Annotated in this window: 17 protein-coding genes; 10 read left to right on the forward strand and 7 right to left on the reverse strand. The window is 57.8% G+C overall.

From position 1 onward, the window contains the following. Positions 1-18: 18 nt before the first annotated feature. From ABHU32_RS06755 to ABHU32_RS10090, 4 genes are all read right to left on the reverse strand, one after another. Positions 19-3,273, reverse strand: coding sequence for an ATP-binding cassette domain-containing protein (locus ABHU32_RS06755; RefSeq protein ID WP_346979464.1), 3,255 nt, complete (start codon positions 3,271-3,273; stop codon positions 19-21). Positions 3,274-3,527: 254 nt separating this feature from the next. Further along, positions 3,528-4,499 (reverse strand): TlpA family protein disulfide reductase, encoded by a 972-nt coding sequence (locus ABHU32_RS06760; protein ID WP_260699002.1) that lies wholly within the window; start codon positions 4,497-4,499, stop codon positions 3,528-3,530. Between the two features lie 29 nt (positions 4,500-4,528). Next, on the reverse strand, positions 4,529-5,218 hold the full coding sequence (locus tag ABHU32_RS06765) for a 4Fe-4S binding protein (RefSeq protein WP_430393432.1): 690 nt from the start codon (positions 5,216-5,218) through the stop codon (positions 4,529-4,531). A gap of 205 nt (positions 5,219-5,423) precedes the next feature. Continuing rightward, a complete protein-coding gene (locus ABHU32_RS10090; RefSeq protein WP_022094046.1) occupies positions 5,424-5,513 on the reverse strand; it encodes a CD1871A family CXXC motif-containing protein in 90 nt (29 codons plus the stop codon). Positions 5,514-5,642: 129 nt separating this feature from the next. On the opposite strand from ABHU32_RS10090, the gene ABHU32_RS06775 reads away from it, so the two are divergent. From ABHU32_RS06775 to ABHU32_RS06805, 7 genes are all read left to right on the forward strand, one after another. Further along, on the forward strand, positions 5,643-6,335 hold the full coding sequence (locus ABHU32_RS06775; protein ID WP_430393433.1) for a response regulator transcription factor: 693 nt from the start codon (positions 5,643-5,645) through the stop codon (positions 6,333-6,335). Then, complete coding sequence (locus ABHU32_RS06780) at positions 6,332-7,483, forward strand: HAMP domain-containing sensor histidine kinase (protein WP_346979465.1); 1,152 nt, start codon at positions 6,332-6,334, stop codon at positions 7,481-7,483. Before ABHU32_RS06775 ends, ABHU32_RS06780 begins: the two co-directional genes overlap by 4 nt. 67 nt (positions 7,484-7,550) lie before the next feature. After that, entirely contained in the window at positions 7,551-8,555 is a 1,005-nt protein-coding gene (locus tag ABHU32_RS06785) for a helix-turn-helix domain-containing protein (protein WP_346979466.1), read from the forward strand. 159 nt (positions 8,556-8,714) lie between these two features. Beyond that, on the forward strand, positions 8,715-13,082 hold the full coding sequence (locus ABHU32_RS06790; protein ID WP_346979467.1) for a hypothetical protein: 4,368 nt from the start codon (positions 8,715-8,717) through the stop codon (positions 13,080-13,082). A gap of 392 nt (positions 13,083-13,474) precedes the next feature. Next, complete coding sequence (locus ABHU32_RS06795; RefSeq protein ID WP_117820832.1) at positions 13,475-15,472, forward strand: DNA gyrase/topoisomerase IV subunit B; 1,998 nt, start codon at positions 13,475-13,477, stop codon at positions 15,470-15,472. Positions 15,473-15,517: 45 nt separating this feature from the next. Then, entirely contained in the window at positions 15,518-17,758 is a 2,241-nt protein-coding gene (locus tag ABHU32_RS06800) for a DNA gyrase subunit A (RefSeq protein WP_346979468.1), read from the forward strand. Between the two features lie 217 nt (positions 17,759-17,975). Beyond that, positions 17,976-19,070, forward strand: coding sequence for a P-loop NTPase family protein (locus tag ABHU32_RS06805; protein WP_346979469.1), 1,095 nt, complete (start codon positions 17,976-17,978; stop codon positions 19,068-19,070). 109 nt (positions 19,071-19,179) lie between these two features. Here the strand turns inward: ABHU32_RS06805 and ABHU32_RS06810 are convergent, their stop codons facing one another. Beyond that, entirely contained in the window at positions 19,180-19,710 is a 531-nt protein-coding gene (locus ABHU32_RS06810; RefSeq protein ID WP_346979470.1) for a flavodoxin family protein, read from the reverse strand. Between the two features lie 321 nt (positions 19,711-20,031). On the opposite strand from ABHU32_RS06810, the gene ABHU32_RS06815 reads away from it, so the two are divergent. Together ABHU32_RS06815 and ABHU32_RS06820 are read left to right on the forward strand one after the other, a co-directional pair. Next, positions 20,032-20,952: an LPXTG cell wall anchor domain-containing protein gene (locus ABHU32_RS06815; protein ID WP_346979471.1), complete on the forward strand. Its 921-nt coding sequence runs from the start codon at positions 20,032-20,034 to the stop codon at positions 20,950-20,952. A 197-nt stretch (positions 20,953-21,149) separates the two neighbouring features. Continuing rightward, on the forward strand, positions 21,150-21,455 hold the full coding sequence (locus ABHU32_RS06820; RefSeq protein WP_260698987.1) for a hypothetical protein: 306 nt from the start codon (positions 21,150-21,152) through the stop codon (positions 21,453-21,455). Positions 21,456-21,532: 77 nt separating this feature from the next. On the opposite strand, the gene ABHU32_RS06825 is transcribed toward ABHU32_RS06820, so the two are convergent. Continuing rightward, positions 21,533-22,504 carry an alpha/beta hydrolase gene (locus ABHU32_RS06825; protein ID WP_346979472.1) on the reverse strand — a complete coding sequence of 324 codons (972 nt, stop codon included), beginning with the start codon at positions 22,502-22,504 and terminating at the stop codon, positions 21,533-21,535. 2 nt (positions 22,505-22,506) lie between these two features. Then, positions 22,507-23,271 carry a carboxymuconolactone decarboxylase family protein gene (locus ABHU32_RS06830; RefSeq protein ID WP_346979473.1) on the reverse strand — a complete coding sequence of 255 codons (765 nt, stop codon included), beginning with the start codon at positions 23,269-23,271 and terminating at the stop codon, positions 22,507-22,509. A gap of 267 nt (positions 23,272-23,538) precedes the next feature. Between ABHU32_RS06830 and ABHU32_RS06835 the strand changes: the two genes are divergently transcribed. After that, the gene (locus tag ABHU32_RS06835; protein WP_346979474.1) at positions 23,539-23,979 is read left to right on the forward strand and encodes a MerR family transcriptional regulator; all 441 of its coding nucleotides are present in this window, start codon (positions 23,539-23,541) and stop codon (positions 23,977-23,979) included. The last annotated feature ends 65 nt before the right edge of the window (positions 23,980-24,044 follow it).

The following is a 24,044-nucleotide window of genomic DNA, read 5'->3' on the forward strand; positions in this document are numbered from 1 at the left end:
GACTGTCCCTTTGTCACATTATTCGGAGCGCAGGGCTTCGACGGGGTCCTTCTTGGATGCGCTTCGGGCCGGCAGCAGGCCGGCAATGACCGTTAGCAACACAGAAATCGCAATGAGCACCAGCGCATCCTGCACGGGCAGGCTCATCAGGTTGGGGACCTGTTTGGCCGCAAGCGCCCAGGCATTGACCGGGAAGCTCACGAGTACTACCACGACAATGGCAAAGACGCCGGCGATGAGGCCCTCGATAAAGGTCTCGGCATTGAATACGTTGGCCACGTTACGCTTCGACGCGCCGATCGCACGCAGGATGCCAATCTCCTTTTTGCGTTCCAGCACGCTGATGTAGGTGATGATGCCGATCATGATGGAGCTCACCACCAGGCTGATACTCACGAATGCGATGAGCACCAAGCTGATGGTGTTCACGATGTCGGTCACCGAACCCATGATGATGCCCATGTAGTCGGTGTACGAGATTGCCTGCTCATCGTGGCCAGAGGCTTTGACCTGCTTGTTGTACGCATCGATGTGATCGAGCACGCGCTCCTTGGCCTCAAAGTCGCGCGGGAAAATCTTGACCGAGATGGGGTCTGCCTCATCCGCATAGCCCAACGTGGTCAGATTGTTGTCGTAGGTGAGCTTCGAAGCCTTGGCATAGCTCATCATGAGCGAACTCAGGTCCTCGGCGTCCATGTTGAAATGGATGGCACGAGCAAAGGCACTCGCATCCACACGCATGGCGCCCGCCAGGTTTTCAAAACTCGAAGACATCTGCGTCGCCACCTGGTCCATAAGCCCTGCCGCGCCCGCCTTGAGCTGGGATGATACCGTCGACGCTATCTGCTCGCTGATTGCCTTCATCACCTGATCCATAGCCTGCTGCAGATACGGAGCCAGCTGCTTTTGCACATAGTCGCTCATCGCCTGCTGCAGACGCTCGGCCAGGGCATCGCCGCCGAGCGCTTTGAGCTGGGCCAGGATTTGCTGAGCTGTGTCATCATTCTCAAGATACGTCGAGAATGCGGCAGAGAGCTTTGACGCGTCCTTAAGATCTTCGGGCGACAGCGCCTTAAACTGATCAGACTGCAAAAAGCCCTCAAACAGCTGGTTGGCTAGTGTTCCCACCTGCTGCATTTGCTCGGGCGTGAGTTCCAGACCGTCAAAGATACCCGAGAAATCTGGGGTTGGCGCTTTTGCCATGATGTCGCTGAAGTCGATGTCCTTGCCAACGCCCGAAAGGTCAATGTCCAGCCCGGACAAGTCAAGATCCGACAGGTCCATACCGCCGGCCGCACCCGAAAGTGCAGACGTATCGAACGAGAACGCGCTCTTGAGCGCCGCCTCGTCCACACTGAACATGCTGCCCAGATCCACGCCTTGCTTGGCCTCGCCTTGCAGTTCGTCGAAGGTTTTGCCCGTAAAGACATCCGTCTCGGGGTGGTCGAGTTGCTCCTGCACAATCTGCGAATCGGCGGCGCGCTCCATAAGCTGGCGAGTCAGCGCATGCGTATAGGCAATGCCCGGAGACAACGCACTCGCATTGGCCGTCTCGTTAGGTCGCACCACGCCCACAATGTGCACGTCAATACCGTCGGCAACCTTGGCAGCCATAAAGTCGGCGTCGTCAGACATGTCGGTCCACATGCCGGTCTCTTCGTTTTTGCGATAGGCATCGGCCGGCGACAGCACCTTAAACGTCGTGGACAGCGCATCGTCGTAGGTAAAGTCGGTGCCGGTCTCGGGCGTTTCGACCCCACCGTCAGCCGTCATAGCGCTGTTTACCAGATCGTTGAGCTCATTGATATCCAGCGCGCCGATACTGTAGAGCGTGTAGTCGCCCACCGTGCCACGACTCGAAAGCACCATCACGGCTTCGTTGGCGGACGTGGGCCAATGACCGGCGACGACATCGTACTGGCTGTCGAGCAGGCTCTGGTCGTCGATCATCTCGTTAAAGACCGAGGTTCCCATGGATTCCATGCTCACCGTTGCCGCCGAGCTCGCGCCTCCGCTCATGGCCTCGGTCATGGCGTTGGGCACCAGCCGGACAGGCTTCTCATCGCCCTTGCCGGCACGATAGACAACCGGCGATACACCGTAACCGTACTGAATGGCGTTGACCTCTTTATCGATGCCGTCGCCACCGGCATCGAGCCATGCCTTAAAGCTCGTCATGTCGTTAGACTTAACGCTCGCAAACATATCCTTTACGGCCGTAACCACGGGAATTTTATCAGTTCCCTTAGCCTTGCCGCCGGCACTGTCGTCGGACGAATCCACATTTTCTGGCGAGTCATCATCCGCAGCCCCCTGTCCGCCCATCATGGACGACAGGTCGTAATCCTGCTTGGAAATGGTGAGCGGGTAGCTCGAGAGCGTATCCTCCTCGACCTTTTTGATGTAGCCGTTTACACCATTGGACAGCGCCAGAATCGCCGCGATACCGATAATGCCAATCGAGCCCGCAAAGGCAGTCATGGCCGTGCGGCCCTTCTTGGTCATGAGGTTTCGAGCAGAAAGCCCCAGCGCCGTCACAAAGCTCATCGAGGTTTTGCGCGTAGGCTTGGCCTCGCGGCGCGTGGCGTCGGCGACATCGAAAGGGTCGGAATCGTCGGTGATCTTGCCGTCCGCCAGGTTGACGATGCGCGTAGCGTACTGGTACGCCAGCTCGGGATTGTGCGTGACCATGATGACCAGGCGGTCGCGCGCCACGTCCTTGAGCAGGTCCATGACCTGTACGGACGTCGTTGAATCCAAAGCGCCGGTCGGCTCGTCGGCCAGCACAATCTCGGGATCATTGATCAGAGCACGGGCGATGGCCACGCGCTGCATCTGTCCACCCGAAAGCTGGCTCGGGCGCTTGTTCACGTGCTCGCCCAGACCAACTGCCTCGAGCGCCTTACGTGCACGCTGGCGGCGCTCGGCATGGCCCACACCCGTGAGCGTAAGCGCCAGCTCCACGTTTTCCAAAATGGTCTGATGCGGAATGAGGTTATAGCTTTGGAACACAAAGCCGATGCGGTTGTTACGGTAGGCATCCCAATCGCGATCGTGAAAGTCTTTGGTCGAAATACCGTCGATCAGCAGGTCGCCAGAATCGAAATGATCGAGCCCACCGATAACGTTGAGCATCGTGGTTTTACCTGAGCCTGAGGGACCCAGAATGGCCACGAACTCGTTATCGCGAAAAGACAGGCTTACGCTGTCGAGCGCCACCTGCGTAAACGACTGCGTGACGTACCTTTTGCAAATACCTTTGAGCTCCAACATGGACGGCAACCTCTCCCACGCGGGCGCACTTGCCCGCTCTTCCCCGCCGTTCGTATTCGACGCGTTTGTCCTACTCTATCCCCATTTTTTGCCGGCGCCAGTGAGGAATGTAACGAACCGCGCCAAAAAACGAATGGGACGGCGCCCAAAAAAAGAGGCCCCAAGTGGGGCCTCTATATGGTGGAGCTTATCTTGAAAGGCAGCGGACTACTCCGCACAGCGACACACGATCCTCGCTATGCTTTACGCGTTTTCTACTGCTCGCTATTCGCAATCGCCTGGTCGATAAGCTTGTCGAGCGCTGCGCGCTGCTCGGCGGAGCTGATGGCTCCCACGATTGGATCCCCTACGATGTTGCCATTCTGATCGATGACATACGTCGTCGGGAACGAGAACAAATTTGACGTAAACTTACCGGCCTCGCTATCCGACTTGAACCAGATGTTCTTATATGTCACGCCCTTCTTGCTCAGCACGTCCTTGGCATCTGCAATCTCGCCCTTGTTGCCATCGAGCGTAAAGGAATTGACGCCCACGACCTGGCCGCCCTTCTTGGCAAGCTCCTTATTCAGGTCCTCAAGGTCGCCCAACTCACCCACGCACGGCTTGCAAGTGGTGAACCAGAAGTTCATGACGGTGACCTTGTTCTTAGAGAACAGCTCGTCGCTGCTCACGTCGTTGCCATCCAGGTCCTTGCCCGTAAAGCTGGGGAACTTCGTCGCCTCGCTCGAAGCATTGGCACCAGCCGTCATGCCAGCGGTCGAAGCGTCGACGCTCTCGCCTGCGCTCGGCGTGCTTCCACAGCCGGGGAACTCCTTCTCCAAGCTCTCGAGCTTGTCCTCGATCTCCTTGATCTGCTGTGCACCGGCCTTGAGTGTCTTAAGCTCATCCGCCGTGAACTCATCCTTGGCGCCGTCGATGGTCTTGAGCAGAAAATCGCCGTAATTGCTGCCGTCCTCAATCATTGCCGAGTCTTTATTTGCCGCATTGAATACCTTTTCCCACAGCGCGTTATCACTCGAAAAGATCTCGTTCTCCTTCTGCATGAGCTTCGCATACAGCTCGGCGGCCTCGTCGGCATTGGCCGGCTTCTGCGCAGTGAGTTCTGCGATCTTAGGATCGGAGCTCGCAGATTCGCTCGCATTGCCACCGGGCGCCGAACATGCCACAAGGCACAAGGCCAATACCGGCACCATAAACAGGGCCGCAATCTTAGAAAGCTTCATAGTCATTCCTCCGTTTTGTCGAAGCTTGTTTACTTTTTATCGGCGGTCAAGGGAAGCTTTTCCGCCGACACATCCAGGCCATAGCGATAGCTGATGGCATCGACAGGGCAGGCCCCGATGCACTTTCCGCACCGGATACATTCGGCATGATTGGGCGCGCGGACCACATCAACGTCCATCTGACAAACCTTTGAGCACTTGCCGCACGAGACACATTTGCATGCGTCAACCCGAATCCCCAGTAGGGACACCCTATTCATGAGCGCATAGAATGCGCCGAGTGGACAAATCCATTTGCAGAAGGGGCGGTAGAACAAAACGCTCAGCACTACCACGGCAATGAGAACTGCAAGTTTCCAAGTAAAGAGATGTCCCAACGCAGATCGAATGCCGGCATTGGCAATGGCCAGCGGAATGGCACCCTCGAGCACGCCCTGCGGACAGATGTACTTACAAAAGAACGGGTCGCCCATGCCCACGTCGTTAACCACCAAGACGGGCAGCAGCACCACGGCAAACAGCAGCACGACGTACTTGATGTACGTGAGCGGCTTGAGCTTTTTCGTGGAGAACTTTTTGCCGGGAATCTTATGAAGCAGCTCCTGCAGCCAGCCAAACGGGCACAGAAAGCCGCATACAAAGCGTCCCAGCAGCACGCCGAGCAAAATGAGCGTACCGGTAACATAGTAAGAAAAGTTGAACTTGGATGAACCTACCACCGACTGGAACGACCCGATGGGGCACGCACCCGATGCCGCGGGGCACGAATAGCAATTAAGTCCAGGTACGCAGACTGTTTTTCCCGCGCCCTGATAGATGCCGCCTTTGGCAAAGTTTGGCAGGTGAATGTTGGTGACCAGCGTCGCCGCCGCCTGAATGAATCCGCGAAATCGGGCCAAAACATGCGACGCAGTGTTTTCTCTTTTATCCAATTCCGATACACTCCAAGCACAGCCTAATCGCTTTGGCCAGCACGGCATCCGCCTCGCCACGCATAACACCAAAGCACACCATGGCAATTCCGACGATCAACAAAGCGACCTGTACCACGGGCTTTACCGCTTTGAACAACCTGACCACTCCTTTCGTTACGCGACCATTGGACCATATCGACTATAAAATCCGTGTTAAGCGCGATTTGGAATGTGCAAGGAGACTGTTATGCGTATTTTGATCGTCGAAGACGAGCGAGCGCTGTGCGATGCAATCGCGCGCAGCTTGCGAAACTTGGCGTACAGCGTCGACTGCTGCCACGACGGACAGGAGGCGCTCGACCTGCTGGGCGTCGAAGTCTTTGACCTCGTGGTACTCGACCTCAACCTTCCCCGTATCGATGGCATGACCGTGCTCAGGGAACTTAGGAAAACCGACTGCGAGACCAAGGTACTGATTCTGTCCGCACGCGGCGAGGTCGCCGACAAGGTCGCCGGACTCGATGCCGGCGCCAACGATTACCTTACCAAGCCGTTTCATCTTGACGAGCTTGCGGCAAGGATCCGCAGCCTTACCCTCAGGCGCTTTGCACAAAGCGACATAGTATTAACCTGTGGAAAGCTCCGCTTTGACACCAAGGCGCGCATCGCTTCCGTAGACAGCGAAGCCCTATCTCTTACGCGCAAGGAAACGGGAATCTTGGAATACCTGATGCTTAATCAGGGGCGACCGGTAAGCCAAGAGGAACTTATAGAGCACGTTTGGGATAGCAGCGTGAACAGCTTTAGCAACGCGACCCGCGTTCACATCTCGTCACTCCGCAAAAAGCTACGCAGCGCTTTGGGATACGACCCGATTCGCAATCGGATTGGAGAGGGCTACGTTATGGAGGATAGCGAATGAAAAGGCTTTCGCTGCAATGGCGCATAACGATCATGACGGCACTGCTGACGTGTGCGGCGTGCGTGCTGACGAACTGCCTGGTCGGCTATACGAGCATGCGCTATATGGAAGCCATCGGCAGTGACATCTCGGCCTTTAACGCAACTGGCGAAGATTCGCCCCAGGCGTTCGACCCAACGAAAGCGACCCTCGATGACGAGGTCACGATCGTCGTAAACGACGCACAGGAGTCTTTTGGCACGACAGCCTGGCGCATCACGGCTGGAGTCACACTCCTTGGCGGCGTGCTGGCATACTTTGTGAGCGGCCGTGCACTCAAACCGCTGCGGGCTTTTGCAGCCCAGGTTGAGCGCGTGCAGCCTGACAACCTAAGCGAAATTAAGCTCAGCAAAGATGTACCCACCGAACTACAGCGATGCAGCGCCTCCTTCAACGACATGATTGTCCGACTCGACGAAGGTTTCTCCGCGCAGCGTCAATTTACCGGCAACGCCGCGCACGAGCTGCGAACCCCGCTCGCCCTTATGCAGGCACAGATCGAACTGTTTGTCTCCGAGCGCTCCAACTTACAACCCGAAACAGCCGAGTTGCTCGGCCTGCTACAAGAACAAACCGAGCGCATGTCTCGAATGACCAAGGTATTGCTCGAGATGAGCGAGCTCCGCAGCGTTCCTTGCGAGGACGATGTTGAACTTGGCCCCTTGTCCGAAGAGGTCCTCACCGACCTTGCACCACTTGCCGAAAATAAAGGCATAGCCCTCAATTGTGCTGGAGACGCTTTAGTAATCGGGAGCGACACGCTCCTCTATCGGCTGGTGTTTAATCTGGTCGAAAACGCCATCCGTTACAGCCGCTCCGGCTCGACTGCCAGCGTCTCCATCAGCGACAGCGACAGCCACGTGCTCCTACGAGTCAAAGATGAGGGCCCGGGAATACCCAAGAAGTACCGAGAGAGCATCTTCCAGCCGTTCTTTCGTCTAGACAAATCCCGCAGCAGGGCATATGGCGGTGCAGGACTCGGACTAACGCTCGTTTGGGAGATTGCAGCGCTTCACGGTGGCGCTGTAGAGGTCGAAGCAAGTTCCGAGAACGGGACCACCATGCTCGTAAGCCTTCCAAAACGATCCGCAGCGTCAACCGAACAGTAAAACGAAAGGGGTCCCGAGCAGCAGGGGTACAATTGCTGCATTGTTGCCAGCTGTTGGGAGATGGAAGATGGACTGCGATGGCTATCCATGCGTTCCCATGCCGTTGATGTGCACCGCCTTTGTGCCGGGGCAGATTGACGCTGCGGTTGCAGGCATTTCCGACCCCGATTCGCGCGCCATCGCCACGGCAGAAGCGCTGTACTTTCGCGGACAGGCCACCCTCGCTGCCAAGACGGCGCGCCCCTATCTTGACGCCACCGATCCCGCACCGCGCTATTCCGCATGCTTTATCTGCGGATATGCCAGTCTGTCGCTCAACCGTATCGCCGACGCCCGTCGGTGCCTTGCGGGCATCCTCGATACGCCAGCCGACAAAGAATCGCCCGCCATCCACGCCACGCATATCCTGTTCGCCTCGGCCGCGAGCGTCCTGTTGCACTTGCCTTCCCCGTATTCTGCCGAAGAGTTTTATCCGCTTGCGGCGCATCTGCCCGAAGGCCTGCGCCTGTTCGCCAGCTACGTGATGGCGCATGCCCTGTACCTGCGCGGCGAATATGGCCGCAGTCTGGGCATGGCGGAAAACGCCCTGATCATGAAACAAGGGAGCTATCCGATCTCGGAACTGTTCCTGCACCTGGCAGCCTCCATGGCCTGTATGAGTCTCAAGGACATCGACGCCGCAAAAACGCACTTCGGAACTGCTTGGAACATTGCGCGTCCCGACGGCCTTATCGAGCTCATTGGCGAGCATCACGGCCTTTTACAGGGGCTTATCGAGGCATGCCTAAAAACGCAATACCCTGACGACTTCGCACGCATCATCGAGATCACGTACCGCTTCAGCTACGGCTGGCGGCGCATCCACAACCCCGATTCGGGCGAGGACGTGGCCGACGATCTAACGACCACGGAATTCACCATGGCCATGCTCGCCTGTCGTGGGTGGACCAACGCCGAAATCGCACGCCATATGGGAGTATCGCCGGGCACCGTCAAAAACCGCCTATCCGGCGTATACGCAAAGCTTGGCATCGGCACACGCGCCGAGCTGGTTGCCCACATGTTGCGCTAGTGGCCAGACTGCCCGGCGTATCGAAAACGCTCCCGGGGGCGTGACGCTTTCGCGCACTCAAATTGGACATTTTGACCATCGAACGGCACTACCGCCATGGGGCACCTTCTCGCAAAATTGGATTATTTCCTCCGATATTTGCAGGATGGGAGCCCAAAAATGCTTGATCGCCGTTCGTTACTTATCGCCGGAGCATCCTCGCTGGCAGGCATTATGTTGCCCCGCGTGCCGGGAAGCGCAAACGCCTTCATATTGCCGTTCGCGCCCACCGAAGCCTATGCCGACGAAAAAGACCCTTTCAGGGTGCTCGTTCTCTCGCGCACCATGTTTGGTGTGGTCGTGGTCGACGTCGCCAACAAGAATACGCCCATCACGGGTGCCCAGGTCACGCTCACATCGCGCTATGCCGCAGGCAAGCAGCTCACCGCCACGACCGATGACGAAGGCACGGCCATCTTTGAGGTCGCGCCGCTTTCGGAAGGCTACGTGGACGAGGCAACGCTTCTCGACGCGTACGACTTTAACGGCGGCATTTCCATTAGCGTGGCGGGCTACCGTGATGTCGAGATTCCCCTCGCTCGCATTCTGGGCGGTACTGCCATTACCGCTCCCACGCGTCCGCTTTCCGACGGCGAGCCGTACTTCCGCCAGCTCACATTCGACGAATGGGACATCCAGTACGCTGAAGCCACGTTCATGGCAATGCCAGCGGACGAAGCAGCAAACGACCAGCCCGACACGCACGCTTTTACCGTGCAGGCTCATCTGCCGCAGGGCGGGCAGGCAACGTTGCATATCAATAAAGTGATGCCCGCTGCGGGCAGCTCAACCGAAACCGTCACGCAAATCGGCCAGATCAAGGCCAGCGCATCGGGCGCGGATAATCTGGCGACGTTCACGCTCGAAGACACGTTCCTCGATGCAGCTTCGGGTCTTCTGGAAGAAGGGTGCAGGCTGCGCTTTGTCCTCGACTATCAGGGCAAAACCTACACGCTCTCCTCCCCCATGGCCGTTGTCACCGCGCCGGCCGCAAAGGCGGAATCGGGCTCGACCACCATCATTCCCACCACCATGGACCAAGAGATCACTCCGTTTGATTTCCCCGCGGCGTTTCCCGGCATCGGCGGCAATAAATTCACGTGTTGGATGCCCTCGTTCCCCATTTTGTTCGATTTCTCGTTTGCCGGGTACGTACTGTTTGGCGGAGGATACAAACCAGCCAGCTATATGAACGATTCGGGCAACCCTGATCCTGAATACTGGAAGAAGTCACCGCGTGAGTCGGGCGCCAAGCAGGCAAACCGCTACCTCGACGAGATGGAGGGGAAGTGGAATCAGTACAAGAGGATGAGTGCCGGTTCGGGCACCGATCCAAGAAACACCAAGCTCCTTCGCCACCATTGCACGCCGCTGTTCACGATGGATATCGCCACACAGCTGTACGGCTCGCTCGCCTACGATTGGGTGGGCAAAACCTGGGGTAACAACAACGACCCCGCATACGGCAATATTAAGGCCCTCTTCCAGGTAAGAACCGACCTCAATTGGACCGAGCAGTTTACCCTAGGACCGGTGCCATTTTTCCTAAACGTCAACCCCTGGGTGCTGGCAAAACTGGCGCTCGCCGTGGGTGCCCACACGCACGGCAGCGGCGCGGCGTTTTTTAAAAACATTTCGCTCGACTATTCAAACACGTCGGGCTCGTTCACCATCCAGATCGGGCTTGCCGTCACCTTTGGCGCCGGCGTTGCAGGCGTCGCTTCGTCTGCCGTGCGCGGCGCCGCATCCCTCACGCTGTTCATTGGGTACGAGAAGGCGGATGGACACCAGCTTCCGCGACTGCGCGTAGGTGCAGACGTCGATGTCGATGTGATACTCCAGTTCGTAATGTTCAAGTGGACCACCAAGGCTTGGTCGGGGTCGTGGCCCACACTCATCGATTCGTGGAATATGTCGGTGAACAATGGCGACCAGTATGCGCTCCAGCGCTCTGAGCTCGCATTGGGTGGAGATACGCCTTACACGCTGGACGCCCGCTTCGGCACGCCCGGCAACATTGAGGCGGGCGGCGTTCCGCAATTTATCGCATCGGCCACCATCGTCACCAACGCCGAACTGCTCGCACGCGCCGAGGTTAAGGCCACTGCCGTAAACGCCGCGCCTGTCGTGCGCGATTGGGAGCGGGCGGTCACGCGCATTGAGCTCGAGGCGGATGCAGAAAGCGACGACACGGGACAGATCGAGCATTTCGTCCACGTGCTGATGGAGAACGACGAAAACGTCGCGCCGATGTATGAGTACACCTACATCGGTCAGGCAACAAACACCGTTGCCGACCCGAACGCCAATTCTGCCGGCGTGTCGGAGGACGAGCGTGGCGGCATAAAACCCTCGAGCGACAACGTGCTGTTTTCCGGCGTGCTCAGCGAAGCCCACATGAAGCTAACGATGATTGCCGGCGTGGAGTGCCTGTTCCGTATCGCCTCGGTGCGCTACGGCGACAATGGTCGCTCGCGCCTGGTGGTACACACAAAGGCAAACGGAACGTGGTCCGCTCCCACGCCTGTGGACTTTCCCCTTGGGTTTGGCGAGGAAGACGTGGAGCGCGACGGCATATACGATTACGACTTCGACGTAGTGGAATATACGGACGGAAGAGGAAACCAGGACGCCTACGTGCTGTTGGTCTCGGGCGAGCGCCCCGACGGCGACAGCACCCTTTTCGATACGGCAAGCACAGCCGGCATACTGTCCGTTGTGCGCCTGCGCATAAGCAATAGCGAAGTTCGCGTGGTATCGCACACGTCGTGGCGCAGCATCTCGCGCGGTCGCCTGCAGGAGGACGGTTACCATTGTCTGCAGTGTCCACGCATCACGGTGGGCAAGACGCTTGTCGACGGGCGTCTGTCGGGCGCCTATCTCCACCGCCGCGGAACCACGGCAGAAAAGGCGTTGGGCACCGAGGCAGAGGTCGCGCTCGAGTGCTTTACCCTGTGGTCGGACGTTTCGGGCGACAGCCTCACGTTCCGTCAGGTCCTCCGCTTTCCGCAGGCAACGTCGAGCATCGAGCTGGGCGAGCCCGAGAATATCAACGGCAAAATGGTGGTGCCCGTTGCGTACGAGACCGCAGACGGTTGCGGCTGCGCATCGTACGCCGTGATCGGCCAGTCCATTGCGGGCTGGGGCGTTATGCCACCAGACGCCACAGCACCCCGTGCGGTACCGTGGCCACAACATTCGGGCTTTTTGGCAACCGTCAACGAGCAACTGCAGCATATTACTTGGACGCGAGGCGCATCGGCGTTTGCAACGCAGCCCGTGGGTGCCGCAGGCTGTGGCCCGGCATCGTTTAGCGTAAGCAACAACGGCAGGTGCGCGCTCTATGTAGAGAACACCGATGGCAAGGTGGGACAGACCTACGACGAAGAAGGCAACCCAGTTGCAGTGATGGGCAAGCACTTCCGCATCTTCGCCAGCACCTTGTCAGGCGATCTGTTTACGGAGCCGTTCGTGATGTGCGAGCTGGACCATCCCGTCGATCAGATAACGACATTTTTGACGTCGGGGAGCATGCTCTCCGCGCTCGCCACGCACATTGTGAGCGCGGAGAAGAGCGAGGCAGAACTACACGGCATCGAAGTGCCCTTGGTGGCGTGTGCCACTCCGACGGGCGCGGTCGCTACCTCGGGCGCGGTGGTGCCCGGAGCAGCAGGCGAATCCTTCATGGTCACGGTGCGAAACGACGGTAACACCTTGCTGACCGCCGGCACGATCGATCTGTACCGAGAGGGCTCCAGCCAGCCGTTCTCCAGCGCATCCATCGGGTTCGGAGCAAACGCACGCATGGCTTCGATCTACGATCCGGAGCTTGCCGAGGATGCTTCGGCCAACGACATGGCACACGTGAAGTACGCGCTCGAGACGCTGGGCGCACGTTTAGCAACGCACCCGCTGGTAGCCGACAGCGGCAACGCCGTGCTGGCACCGGGTTGCACGGCACAGTTCCGCATGAGCTTCGCCATCCCCGAGAGTTGGAGCGACGAGGTGGGCAAACGCGTAACGCTATATGCGAAGGCGCGTAATCTGGTGGCGCTCGATCCCGTAACGCTCGAGGAAATTCGACCGGGCGCAAACTCGGCGCTGGGTGCCGTACTGCACGAGCTTCATGTGCCCGACGCGGCATGCGAACGCTCAGAAGTTCAGGTCGGCGTATGCGACAACGCGGATACGACGGGGCTTCACGATGCACCGATGACGGTCGACGGCGAGGGCGGCACGAGTGGAGGTGGCTCCGGCGGAAGCAGCTCCGGTAGCGGCAGTGGCTCTGGCAGCGGCAAGGATCACGGCAATAACAAGCGCCCCGGAAAAGCGGGCGCGCTTGCGGGCACGGGCGACAGCAACGTCCCCCTGACAGCAGCCGCAGCAGCACTCGCCGCAGCAGGCGCCGGCCTCATCGCCTACAGCGCCCGCCGCACGGCGCTCGAAAAAGACACCGCCGATGAGGTCAATTCTGATAAGCCTCACTAGCTCTCAGTTACCTTTGCGAGAGACGCCGACTCGGCTCATCGACCATCAAAATGGGCTGGTTCTGGATACCCAGAGCCAGCCCATTACGCATTAGATATCGTCAGAGGAGTCGAGTTCTGCCTCGAGCTTGGCACACCGTCTTTTCGCCAACAATCCGCACGACACGTCTTCGACAGCGTATCCAACCGCAAACGCAGCAAGACACATTCGGCCGTCTTCAAACTTACTCGGACAGAGCCGACTCGGTTTTGTCCAAGTAAACGAATCTCCATCGAACTCCGAACGATTGTTCGATGGATTTCGTGTTGGTTGGAATCGCCTATGGGCTGGGCTATGCTACCTTGACTATCTATATGACTTAAACGCAGCAAAGGAGTACCGAGAGAGCGAGTATGGCAAAAAACACCGCAAACTATGGTAACGACAGTATCCGCCAGCTCAAGGACGAGGAGCGCGTACGCCTGCGTCCCGCCGTCATCTTTGGCTCGGACGGACTCGATGGCTGCGCGCATGCCGCCTTCGAGATTCTGTCCAACGCCGTTGACGAGGCGCGCCAGGGCTACGGCAAGCTCATCACCCTTACCGCCTTTCGCGATGGTTCCATTCAGGTAGAGGACAACGGCCGCGGCTGTCCGCTCGACTGGAACCCCTCCGAGAAGCGCTTTAACTGGGAACTCGTCTTTTGCGAGCTCTACGCCGGCGGCAAATACAACAATAACCAGGGCGGCGACTACGACTTCTCGCTCGGCACCAACGGCCTGGGCTCATGCGCAACCCAGTACGCCTCCGAATACATGGACGTCACGGTTTGGCGCGACGGCAACAAGTACTCCCTGCACTTTAAGAAGGGCAAGGTCGTCGGTGCCAAAAAGAAGGCACTCGAGATTGAGCCCAGCGACGAGGATCGCACCGGCACCACCATCAAGTGGCGTCCCGATCTTGAGGTCTTTACCTCCATCAGCATCCCCCACGATTGGTATCGCGAGACAATGCGCCGCCAGGCCGTGGTCAACGCCAACGTGACCTTCCGCCTGCGTATCGAGGGCGACGATGGCGAGTTTTCCGAAGAGGATTTTTGCTATCCCAAGGGCATCGAGGACTACGTGCTCGAGAAGGTCGGTACCGACTACCTCACCGAGCCCTTCTTTATCGAGGCCGACCGTCGCGGTCGCGATCGCGAGGACCTGCCCGACTACAACGTGAAGATTACCGCGTGCATGTGCTTCTCGCGCACCTTCATGATGCAGGAGTACTACCACAACTCATCGTGGCTCGAGAACGGCGGCTCGCCCGAGAAGGCGGCCCGTAGCGCTCTGACCAGCGCCATCGATGCCTACATTAAGCAACAGGGCAAATACAACAAAAACGAAAGCGGCATTAAGTGGCAGGACGTCCAGGACTGTCTGGTGCTGGTGACCAACTGCTTCTCCACCCAGACGTCCTACGAAAACCAGACCAAGAAGGCCATCAATAACCGCTTTATCCAGCAGGCCATGACGGCCTTCTTTAAGGAGCGCCTCTCGACCTACTTGATCGAGAACAAGGACGCCGCCAATAAGATCATGGAGCAGGTGCTCATCAACAAGCGCTCGCGCGAGAACGCCGAGAAGACGCGCCAGAGCATCAAGACCAACCTGCAGCAGAAGACCGACATGGCCAACCGCGTGCAGAAGTTCATCGACTGCCGCTCCAAGGACAAGAGCCGCCGCGAGATCTACATCGTAGAGGGCGACTCGGCAGCAGGCGCCATTCGCACCTCGCGCGATGCCGAGTTCCAGGGCGTTATGCCCGTCCGCGGCAAGATCCTCAACTGCCTAAAGGAGGACTACCCGCGCATCTTTAAGTCCGACATCATCATGGACCTCATGCGCGTGCTGGGCTGCGGCGTGGAGATCAAAGACAAGCGCATCAAGAACCTCGGCGCCTTCGACCTGGACAACCTCAACTGGAACAAGGTCATCATCTGTACGGATGCCGACGTCGACGGTTACCACATCCGCACGCTCGTGCTCACCATGCTCTACCGCCTGGTGCCCACACTTATCGACGAGGGTTACGTGTATATCGCCGAGTCGCCGCTCTACGAAATCAACTGCAAAGAAAAGACCTACTTTGCCTACACCGAGCTCGAGAAGAACGGCATCCTTAAGGAGATCGGCGACCAGAAGTGTTCCATCAACCGCTCCAAGGGTCTTGGTGAGAACGATCCGGACATGATGTGGCTCACCACCATGAACCCCGAGACGCGTCGCCTGATCAAGGTGGAGCCCGAGGACGTCACTAAGATGGAGACCATGTTCAACCTGTTGCTGGGCAACGACGAGGCAGGCCGCAAGCGCCATATCTCCGAGCACGGCAAAGAATACCTGGACCAGCTGGACCTGCAGTAGCAGCAAATCGATAACGACGGCCTATAAGAAGTTCAAGAGGATATCGTGGCAAAGAAGAAGACGAAGAACCAGCCAAAGAAAAAGCAGGTTAACGCCGAGAACGTCATCGGCCTGCACTCTGAGGTCACCGATCAGCCGATCACGCAGACGCTCGAGGTCAACTACATGCCCTACGCCATGAGCGTCAACGTCTCGCGTGCATTCCCCGAGATCGACGGCTTTAAGCCCTCGCACCGCAAGCTGCTCTACACCATGTACAAGATGGGCCTACTCAAGGGCGAGCGCCAGAAGAGCGCCAACATCGTGGGCCAGACCATGAAGCTCAATCCGCACGGTGATGCCGCGATCTACGAGACGATGGTGCGCCTAGCGACGGGCAACGAAGCGCTGCTTGCGCCCTTCGTGGAGTCGAAGGGCAACTTTGGCAAGTACTATTCGGGCGACCTGAGCTACGCCGCCTCGCGTTACACCGAGGCCAAGCTCTCCCCCATCAGCGCCGAGATCTTCAAGGACATCGACAAGGACCCGGTCGACTTCGTCGACAGCTACGACGGCGCCATGAAGGAGCCGCGCCTGCTGCCCACCACGTTCCCCAATATCCTCGTCTCGGCCAACAAGGGCATCGGCGTCGCCATGGCGTCCGACATCTGCGGTTTCAACCTCAACGAGGTCTGCACCGCCACCATGCACTACCTGCAGGATCCCGACTGCGATCTGCTCGAGTACATGCCCATGCCCGACTTCTCGACCGGCGGCGAGATTATCTACCGCCGCGAGGAGATGGAAAAGATTATCGAGACCGGCCTTGGCAGCTTCCAGATCCGCTCCCGCTGGCGCTGGATTCCCGAAGAGCGCATCATCGAGGTCTACGAGATTCCCTACACCACTAAGACCGATGTCATCATCGAGCGCATCGTCAAGCTCTCCAAGGAGGGCAAGGTCAAGGAGATCGCAGACATCCGCGACGAAACCGACCTCTCGGGTTTGCGCATCGCCATCGACCTTAAGCGCGGCGTCGACCCCGACAAGCTCATGGCCAAGCTCTATCGCTCGACCACGCTGCAGGATTCGTTCTCGTGCAACTTCAACGTGCTCGTCGACGGCTATCCCCGTGTCATGGGCGTGCGCCAGATCCTGCACGAGTGGGTCAAGTGGCGTATTGAGTCCACGCGTCGCCGCATTAACTTTGACCTGGGCAAAAAGTCCGAGCGCCTGCACCTGCTGCACGGCCTCGAGGCGATCTTGCTCGACATCGACAAGGCGATCGCCATCATCCGTGGCACCAAGCTCGAGGCCGAGGTCGTGCCCAACCTTATGCGTGGCTTCGACATCGACGAGACCCAGGCCGAGTTTGTTGCCGAGCTTAAGCTCCGCAACATCAACGAGGAGTACATCCTCAACCGCACCAAGGACATTGCCAAGCTTGAGGGCGAGATTGCCGAGCTTGAGGAGATCCTCTCCAGCGAGGAGAACATCAAGAAGGTCATCAGCGACGAGCTGGCCGCGGTCAACAAGAAGTACGTGATGCCGCGCCGCACGGGCAGGATTGAGCCCCACGAGGTTATTGAGGTAAGCTTGGAGCCCGAGGTCGAGGAGTACCCGGTCACCATCATGCTCTCGCGCGATGGCTACCTTAAGAAGATGACGGACCGCGTGCTCAAGAAGGCGACCACACTCAAGTACAAGGACGGCGACAAACCCTTTATCGAGTTTCCGTCCTCCAACACCCACGAGCTGCTGGTCTTTACCAACAAGAGCCAGGTGTACAAGTGCAAGGTTGCGGCGTTTGAGGACACCAAGTCGGCCCAGCTGGGCTCGTACCTGCCGACCGATCTTGAGATGGAACCCGACGAGAGTGTCATCTGGGTCATCGACCCCGAGGACTACAAGGCCGACGTGTTGTTCGTCTTTGAGAACGGCCGCGTGGTGCGCGTCGCGCTTTCTGGATACGTCACCAAGACCAACCGCAAACGCCTCAAGAACGCCATCTACGGCGGCAGCAAACTGCTGTATGCTCAGGTACTCAAGGAAGATCGCGACATCGCGCTGGTCTCGAGCGACTACCGCCTGATGAACTTCAACACGTCGCTACTCAAGACCAAGACGACAACCAACACGCAGGGCGTCCAAGCCTTTACGGCCAAGAAGGGCCGCTCGGTCACCACCGTCGGCACGACCGAGGAGATTCTTGGCGCCGGCGTCTCGGCCGAGAAGTTCACCGCGCAGAGCCTCCCCTCTGCCGGTGCCCTCATGAAGGAAAACGACATGCCGAGCCTGTTTGACTAGGACGACGGCAGAACCGCCATAAACTCTCAAAACGGTGGGGCCCGGAGCGCAGCAACATCGCGCTCCGGGTCCCACTCGCTGCAACGTAGTCGGAATAATAGGAATCCCCGTTTTTCACTCCTGCAATCCCGCGGCACAAGACATGTTAAACCGTTAGCAAAACTTGCAAAAATTAGCAAAAGTTGCAAAAATTAGCAAAACTTGTAAAGGAGCTACCATGGAGTACAGCAAGAATCCCTTTACCCCAACATTTGGAAGCGTCCCTCCCTTTCTAGCGGGTCGCGAGCATATCCTGCGTGACATCAACCGTGGCTTTATCAACGGCCCGGGAGATCCCAACCTGTCGACTATTTTTACGGGCGCAAGGGGAACGGGCAAGACGGCGCTTCTCTCGCTCCTTTCAGAAACGGCGCTTGAACACGGCTGGATCGCAGCAAATGTCTCCGCCATGCCAGGCATGCTCGAAGATATTATCGAGCGAACCAAAGAAGCCGCAGATAGCTACCTCTCACAGCCTCACGCGCGCATAAACGGCGTTCAAATTGGTCCAGTGGGCATCGATTGGACATATGCTCAAGAGGCCCAGGGCAACTGGCGCACACGCATGAATGGCATCTTTAAGCAACTCGAAAAACATGACATCGGACTTCTCGTCACCATCGATGAAGTCACAGTCGATCTCGAAGAAATGCTTCAATTTGCCTCTGTTTACCAGCACTTTGTGCGCGAAGGTAAAAAAGTCTCCCTACTCATGGCAGGACTACCCTACAAAGTATCGGCACTGCTACGCAACGATTCCGTCTCGTTCCTCAGACGTTCCCAATATCATCAATTAGGACGAATCACTGACGTTGAAATTGCAAACGCATTCCGCAAAACCGTTGAGGCCGGAGGCCGCTCAATCACACCAGAAGCGCTCGAGGATGCTGTGAAGGCCGTCGACGGATTCCCCTACATGATGCAGCTCGTCGGATATCGCACTTGGGATGTTTCGGAGAGCTCGCCCAAAATCAGCGCATCTGATGTCCAACAGGGTTCTCTGCTTGCCCGCATGGAACTGCGCGATCGCATTCTCGAAACGACCTATCGGGAGCTTTCCGATAAAGACATTGAGTTTTTACTCGCGATGCTGCCCGATTCTGGCCCCAGCAGGGTCTCAGAAATTGCCAAGCGTATGGGCGTCGCCAGCAACTATGCAAGCCAATACAAGCGCCGCCTCCTCGAGGACGGCGTCATCGGAGAGCGCGGGCGTGGTCTCGTTGGCTTCGACATCCCCGCGTTCAGGGAATTCTTGAACGAGAAGGCGTTTTAGCACGCCGGAATTGTCCGCGGAAGCATCAACGCATGGCAATCAGCATTCCTCTTGGTAAGGATAGCAAGCATTTTCCACCAACACCGATTGCCATGCGTTCTTCTTGCCCTTAGGCGAGCTTGCGAGCGAGCTCTCGCACCTCTTCCAACTTGGGTGACGATGCCATGCTATCGCGCTCGGTCATACCGCTGATGGTGATAATGCCTTGGTCCTCCCACTTGCAGTACGCGCAGGTTGACTTGTACATAGCGATCGCCGCATCATAGACGCCCTCGCTGTGGCTATCGAGCAGAAGGGCCGTCTTGGTGAACGGGAAGCCCGTAGCACCGAAGGCGTACAGGCGGTCGATGGCGGCCTTCTCCTGCGCAGTGATATCAAACCAGTAGATAGGCGAGGCAAAGACGACCATATCTGCGTCTTTCAGCGACTCGATCACCTTGGCCATGTCATCCTTCTGCACACAGGTGCCCTCATGGGCAAAGCAGTACTGGCATCCCAGGCAACCAGCGATCTTCTTGCCGGCAACGCGGATGGCCTCGACTGTATGGCCGGCCTCGCGCGCGGTCTCGGCAAACACCTCGACCATGGTGTCGGTATTGGCGCCCTTGCGCGGGCTACCACTCAATACAACGATATTCATGAGAATCTCCCTCCTTCATGCCGCAGGCGCACGGCACACATTTCGTTGTAACCAGAACAGACGGAGCTATTCAGTCGTCCGCAGAAGACATCTCTCGTTCGTGTTCTCTAGACGCAATCTCATTGCCTGATAACTCCTCGACCGTCTTGATTCTCTCTCCGAGAATTGAACAGCAAATCGTTGCTCGCAAAGTATCGACTGTGGGAAAATTAGCTTGAGCTTTCTCCCTGCTCGCATAAGCGTTCGCGTGAAAGAGCCTAGCCGCATCGGCCAGGCGCAATATAGATCCGCGGAAACCAGCCTACGAACAAGGAGCGTCTTATGTATGGACAGCATGTTGCACCGCAGACCCATAACAAACGGACTGGCCTGTCTATCCGCGACGTCAAGCGTCATGCAGACGCCAGAATCGCCGCCTTCGGAGTAAGCATTCTTGTGGCAGGACTGCTTTTGCTACCCTGCGCAGCACTGGCGACAGAAATACCCGAAACCGATGTCGCAGCACCCATTACCTGCAACGAAGCCAACGCGGAAGGCAGCTTCACAGCTACCGCCGTTGTCGACCATAACTATGACCTGGAGCTCCCTCCTGCCTTCATGTTGGTCCAGAATGAGGCGTTTGTATACGATTTCCTCGACAAACCCGAGGACTTCATCTACGGGCTTAACGACACCGTCCATCTCTTCAAGATCGACACCGATACCGAAAGCCTTATAAAAACCGAGAACCCCAAAGAGGCCAGCGTCTCTATTGCCCTGACCATGATTGACAATCACGTTAGAGCAACCGTGGTCTTTACAGGCAGTTACGCCGACGACCAAATCCCTTACAGGCTGGACCTCAACAGCTCAACCTACCTTGGCACACACGTTGACCGTGACTTCGACAGCGGGCAGGGGATTATGCACGAAACGCGGCACGATTACTACATCCGCTACGTCTTCGACAGCGACGTGCACTTGATTGCAACCGATACGAGCGGTTCCAAACCCGATCCAAGTGTTAAACCGAGCCCAGAGGTCAAACCCGAACCGGAAACCAAGCCCGAGCCCACACCGCAGCCCAAGGCAGACAAGCCCGCGGCAAATCCCGTTTCCACTAAGGCAGTAGCGGCGGTTAAACCAGCCGGGACCACCTTACCCGCGACGGGCGACAACGGTGCGATGGCAGCCGCCCTGAGTGTTGCCGGTGGTGTAGTTGCGGCAGTTGGCATTTCTGCAACAAGGCGTCGCAACCGCTAGCCAGCATTTCGTACCCCGCAGACAAAGCTCTATCCCCGCTCCGATGAGCTTTACTCACCGAGAAGTTTCTTCCCCACGGAAATGAGTTTCTTTCCAACGGCCGCCTTCACGCCAATCATTACAACCACGTGGGCAGTGCGGGCTTCGAGATCCGCAGCGATGATGTCCCCCGATGCCCGCACTGCGGCTGGCAGCTTATGCCGTGGGTGCGAGACGACACGTTTTTGCTGGGCACGGTATGGCGCGAGAGTCTCGAACGATATGAGCGCTTCGTGCGCGAGCGCGGTAGTAGCCGCGTGCTGTTGCTGGAGCTCGGCGTGGGCGAGATGACCCCCGGCATCATTACGCTCCCGTTCTGGAGCATGACCGCAAAGCTGCCGGATGCGCACCTGCTGAGCGTGAACATCTCGGGCGATTCGGCTCCGCTGCAGCTTGGAAGCAAGGCAGAGGCGATCCAGGCAGACTTGGGTGCCTTGTTCTCGGCGGCGCGGGCCGACGACTAGTAGCGCGGCGAGGCGTCTTGCCGCAAACCGTCCTCGCTAAATGCATGACCGTTAATAAGTAAAAAGCAAGGTGCGTCTTATTTCAAATACTCCTCAAAGAACGCTTTCAGCTTTCCAAACGGAATGACGTCCATCTGATCGTAAAGGTCGGTGTGGCTGGCACCGGGGATAATGAGCAATTCCTTGTTGTCCCCCGTCAGCTTGCTGTACGCGGTTTCGCTGAAATAGCGGGAGTGTGCTTTCTCGCCATGCACCAGCAGTACCGCAGAGCGAATTTCGCTGCTGTATTGCAAAATCGGCATATTCAGGAACGACAGCGAGGACGTCACATTCCAACCACCGTTGGAGTTCAGGCTGCGGGGATGGTAGCCTCGCGGAGTTTTGTAGTAGGCGTAATAGTCCGCTACAAACTGCGGCGCGTCCTCCGGTAGCGGATCGACCACGCCGCCCGCCAGCGCATAGCCGTCGTTTTTATAGTCCTCGGTGCGCTGCACGTTCAACGCTTTCCGCTTTTCAAAGCGCGCCTGCTCGGAATCCTCGGCGTCAAAATAGCCGTTTGCGGTCACGCGGGTCATATCGTACATGGTCATAGCCGCGGTAGCTTTGATACGGGTGTCGATGGCCGCCGCATTGACTGCCATGCCGCCCCAACCGCAGATACCGATAATGCCGATACGCTCCGGGTCAACGCTTTCCTGCACGGAGAGGAAATCCACCGCTGCGCAGAAGTCCTCGGTGTTGATGTCCGGGGATGCCACATAGCGGGGCGTACCGCCGCTCTCGCCGGTATAGGACGGGTCAAAGGCAATTGCGAAAAAGCCCAGCTCCGCCATTTTCTGCGCGTACAGACCGGAGGACTGCTCCTTCACCGCGCCAAACGGGCCGCTGACGGCGATGGCGGGCAGCTTGCCTTCCGCGTTCTTAGGCACGTACACGTCGGCAGCCAGCGTGATGCCGTAGCGGTTGTGGAAGGTCGCCTTGCTGTGCTCAACCTTGTCGTTTTTGGGGAACACCTTGTCCCATTCCTGCGTCAGTTTCAACTGCTCCATGCCTAAGCCTCCTTGTCAGTCGCTTTAAGGTATTGCTCGTCGTCCACGGGCTCCAACCACTCGTTGGAGGCCTCCTCGCCCGGAACCTCCACTGCGAGATGGGAGAACCAGCTGTCGGGCGCCGCACCGTGCCAGTGCTTTACGCCCGCGGGAATATTTACTACATCGCCAGGGCACAGCTCTTGTGCCGGTTTGCCCCATTCCTGGTAAAGCCCTCGACCAGCCACGCAGACGAGGATCTGTCCGCCACTGCTTTTGGCGTGATGGATGTGCCAGTTGTTGCGGCAGCCGGGTTCGAACGTCACGTTGTAGACGCCGACCTGCTTGGTGGAAAGGGGCGCGAGGTAGCTTTGCCCGATAAAGTACTTCGCAAATGCGTCGTTGGGGGCACCGATGGGAAAGGCCATCTCGTTTTGATGCTTGATTCGTGCGTCGACGGCATCACTATCCGCCCAGACCTCCTTCGCCATGCGAAAGGCCGCCCACGCCTTGGGCCATCCCGCATAAAACGCCGCATGCGTAAGGATTTCCGCTATCTCAGTCCTGGTCACCCCGTTGTTCTTTGCGGACATCAGATGATATTGGAACGAAGAGTCCGTCAGCCCCTGTGCCATCAAGGCAACCACCGTCACAACGCTGCGATCTCGAAGGGAAAGCCCGTCTTCTCGGCTCCACACCTCGCCGAACAGCACATCGTCATTGAGCTGTGCAAATTTGGGGGCAAAGTCCCCCAGGGTATCCCTGCCCGCCGTCTGCTTAATTGCCATGTTTGATTCCTCCTGTCGATGGTTTTGAGTGCAAAACTGCTTCCGCGCGGTCAAGCTGCCCGCCTAGATCCCCATGCCCATTCGTCGCGCCTGCTCAAGGGCGGGGTGCCCGGCGATTCCGCCCACACCGTTCACGCCACCGGCGAAAACCGTTTTGCCCATTACAGACCACCCCTTGCGCTACCGATTTGTATTGACGAGAATGAAGGTAATACCTAAACCTGACTTTAGGTCAAGGAATGAATTCGAGATTTATTCGGAGGGGCCATGTACACAATCGGACAGGTGGCGGAGATGTTCGGTCTGCCCGCCTCAACGCTGCGGTATTACGACAAGCAGGGATTGTTCCCGGGGCTGGAGCGGATGTCCGGCATTCGCCGATTCGGCGATACGGAACTCGAGGCGCTTCGGGTCATCGAATGCCTGAAGAAGGCGGGAATGGAGATCAAGGACATCCGTCTGTTCATGGAATGGTGTGCAGAGGGTCCATCAACATACCCCCAGCGCAAGGCCATGTTCGAGGAGCGGAAGGCCCACATGGAGTCGGAGATCGCGAAGATGAACCGTGCCCTGGACATGTTGAAGTTCAAATGCTGGTACTACGAGCAAGCGATTCAAGATGGCAGCGAGGATAGGCTGGAGACGCTGATTCCCGACAATTTGCCGGAAGAAATCAAAGGCGCCTACGAAAACGCACACGCTCGATAAAGCCGTTCGCTATCCATGGGACTCTGGCAAGGAGCTCCTTCCGAACAGAACGAAAAAGAAAGCCT

The sequence above is a fragment of the Collinsella aerofaciens genome (assembly GCF_039758965.1).
GTDB lineage: Bacteria > Actinomycetota > Coriobacteriia > Coriobacteriales > Coriobacteriaceae > Collinsella > Collinsella aerofaciens_BR.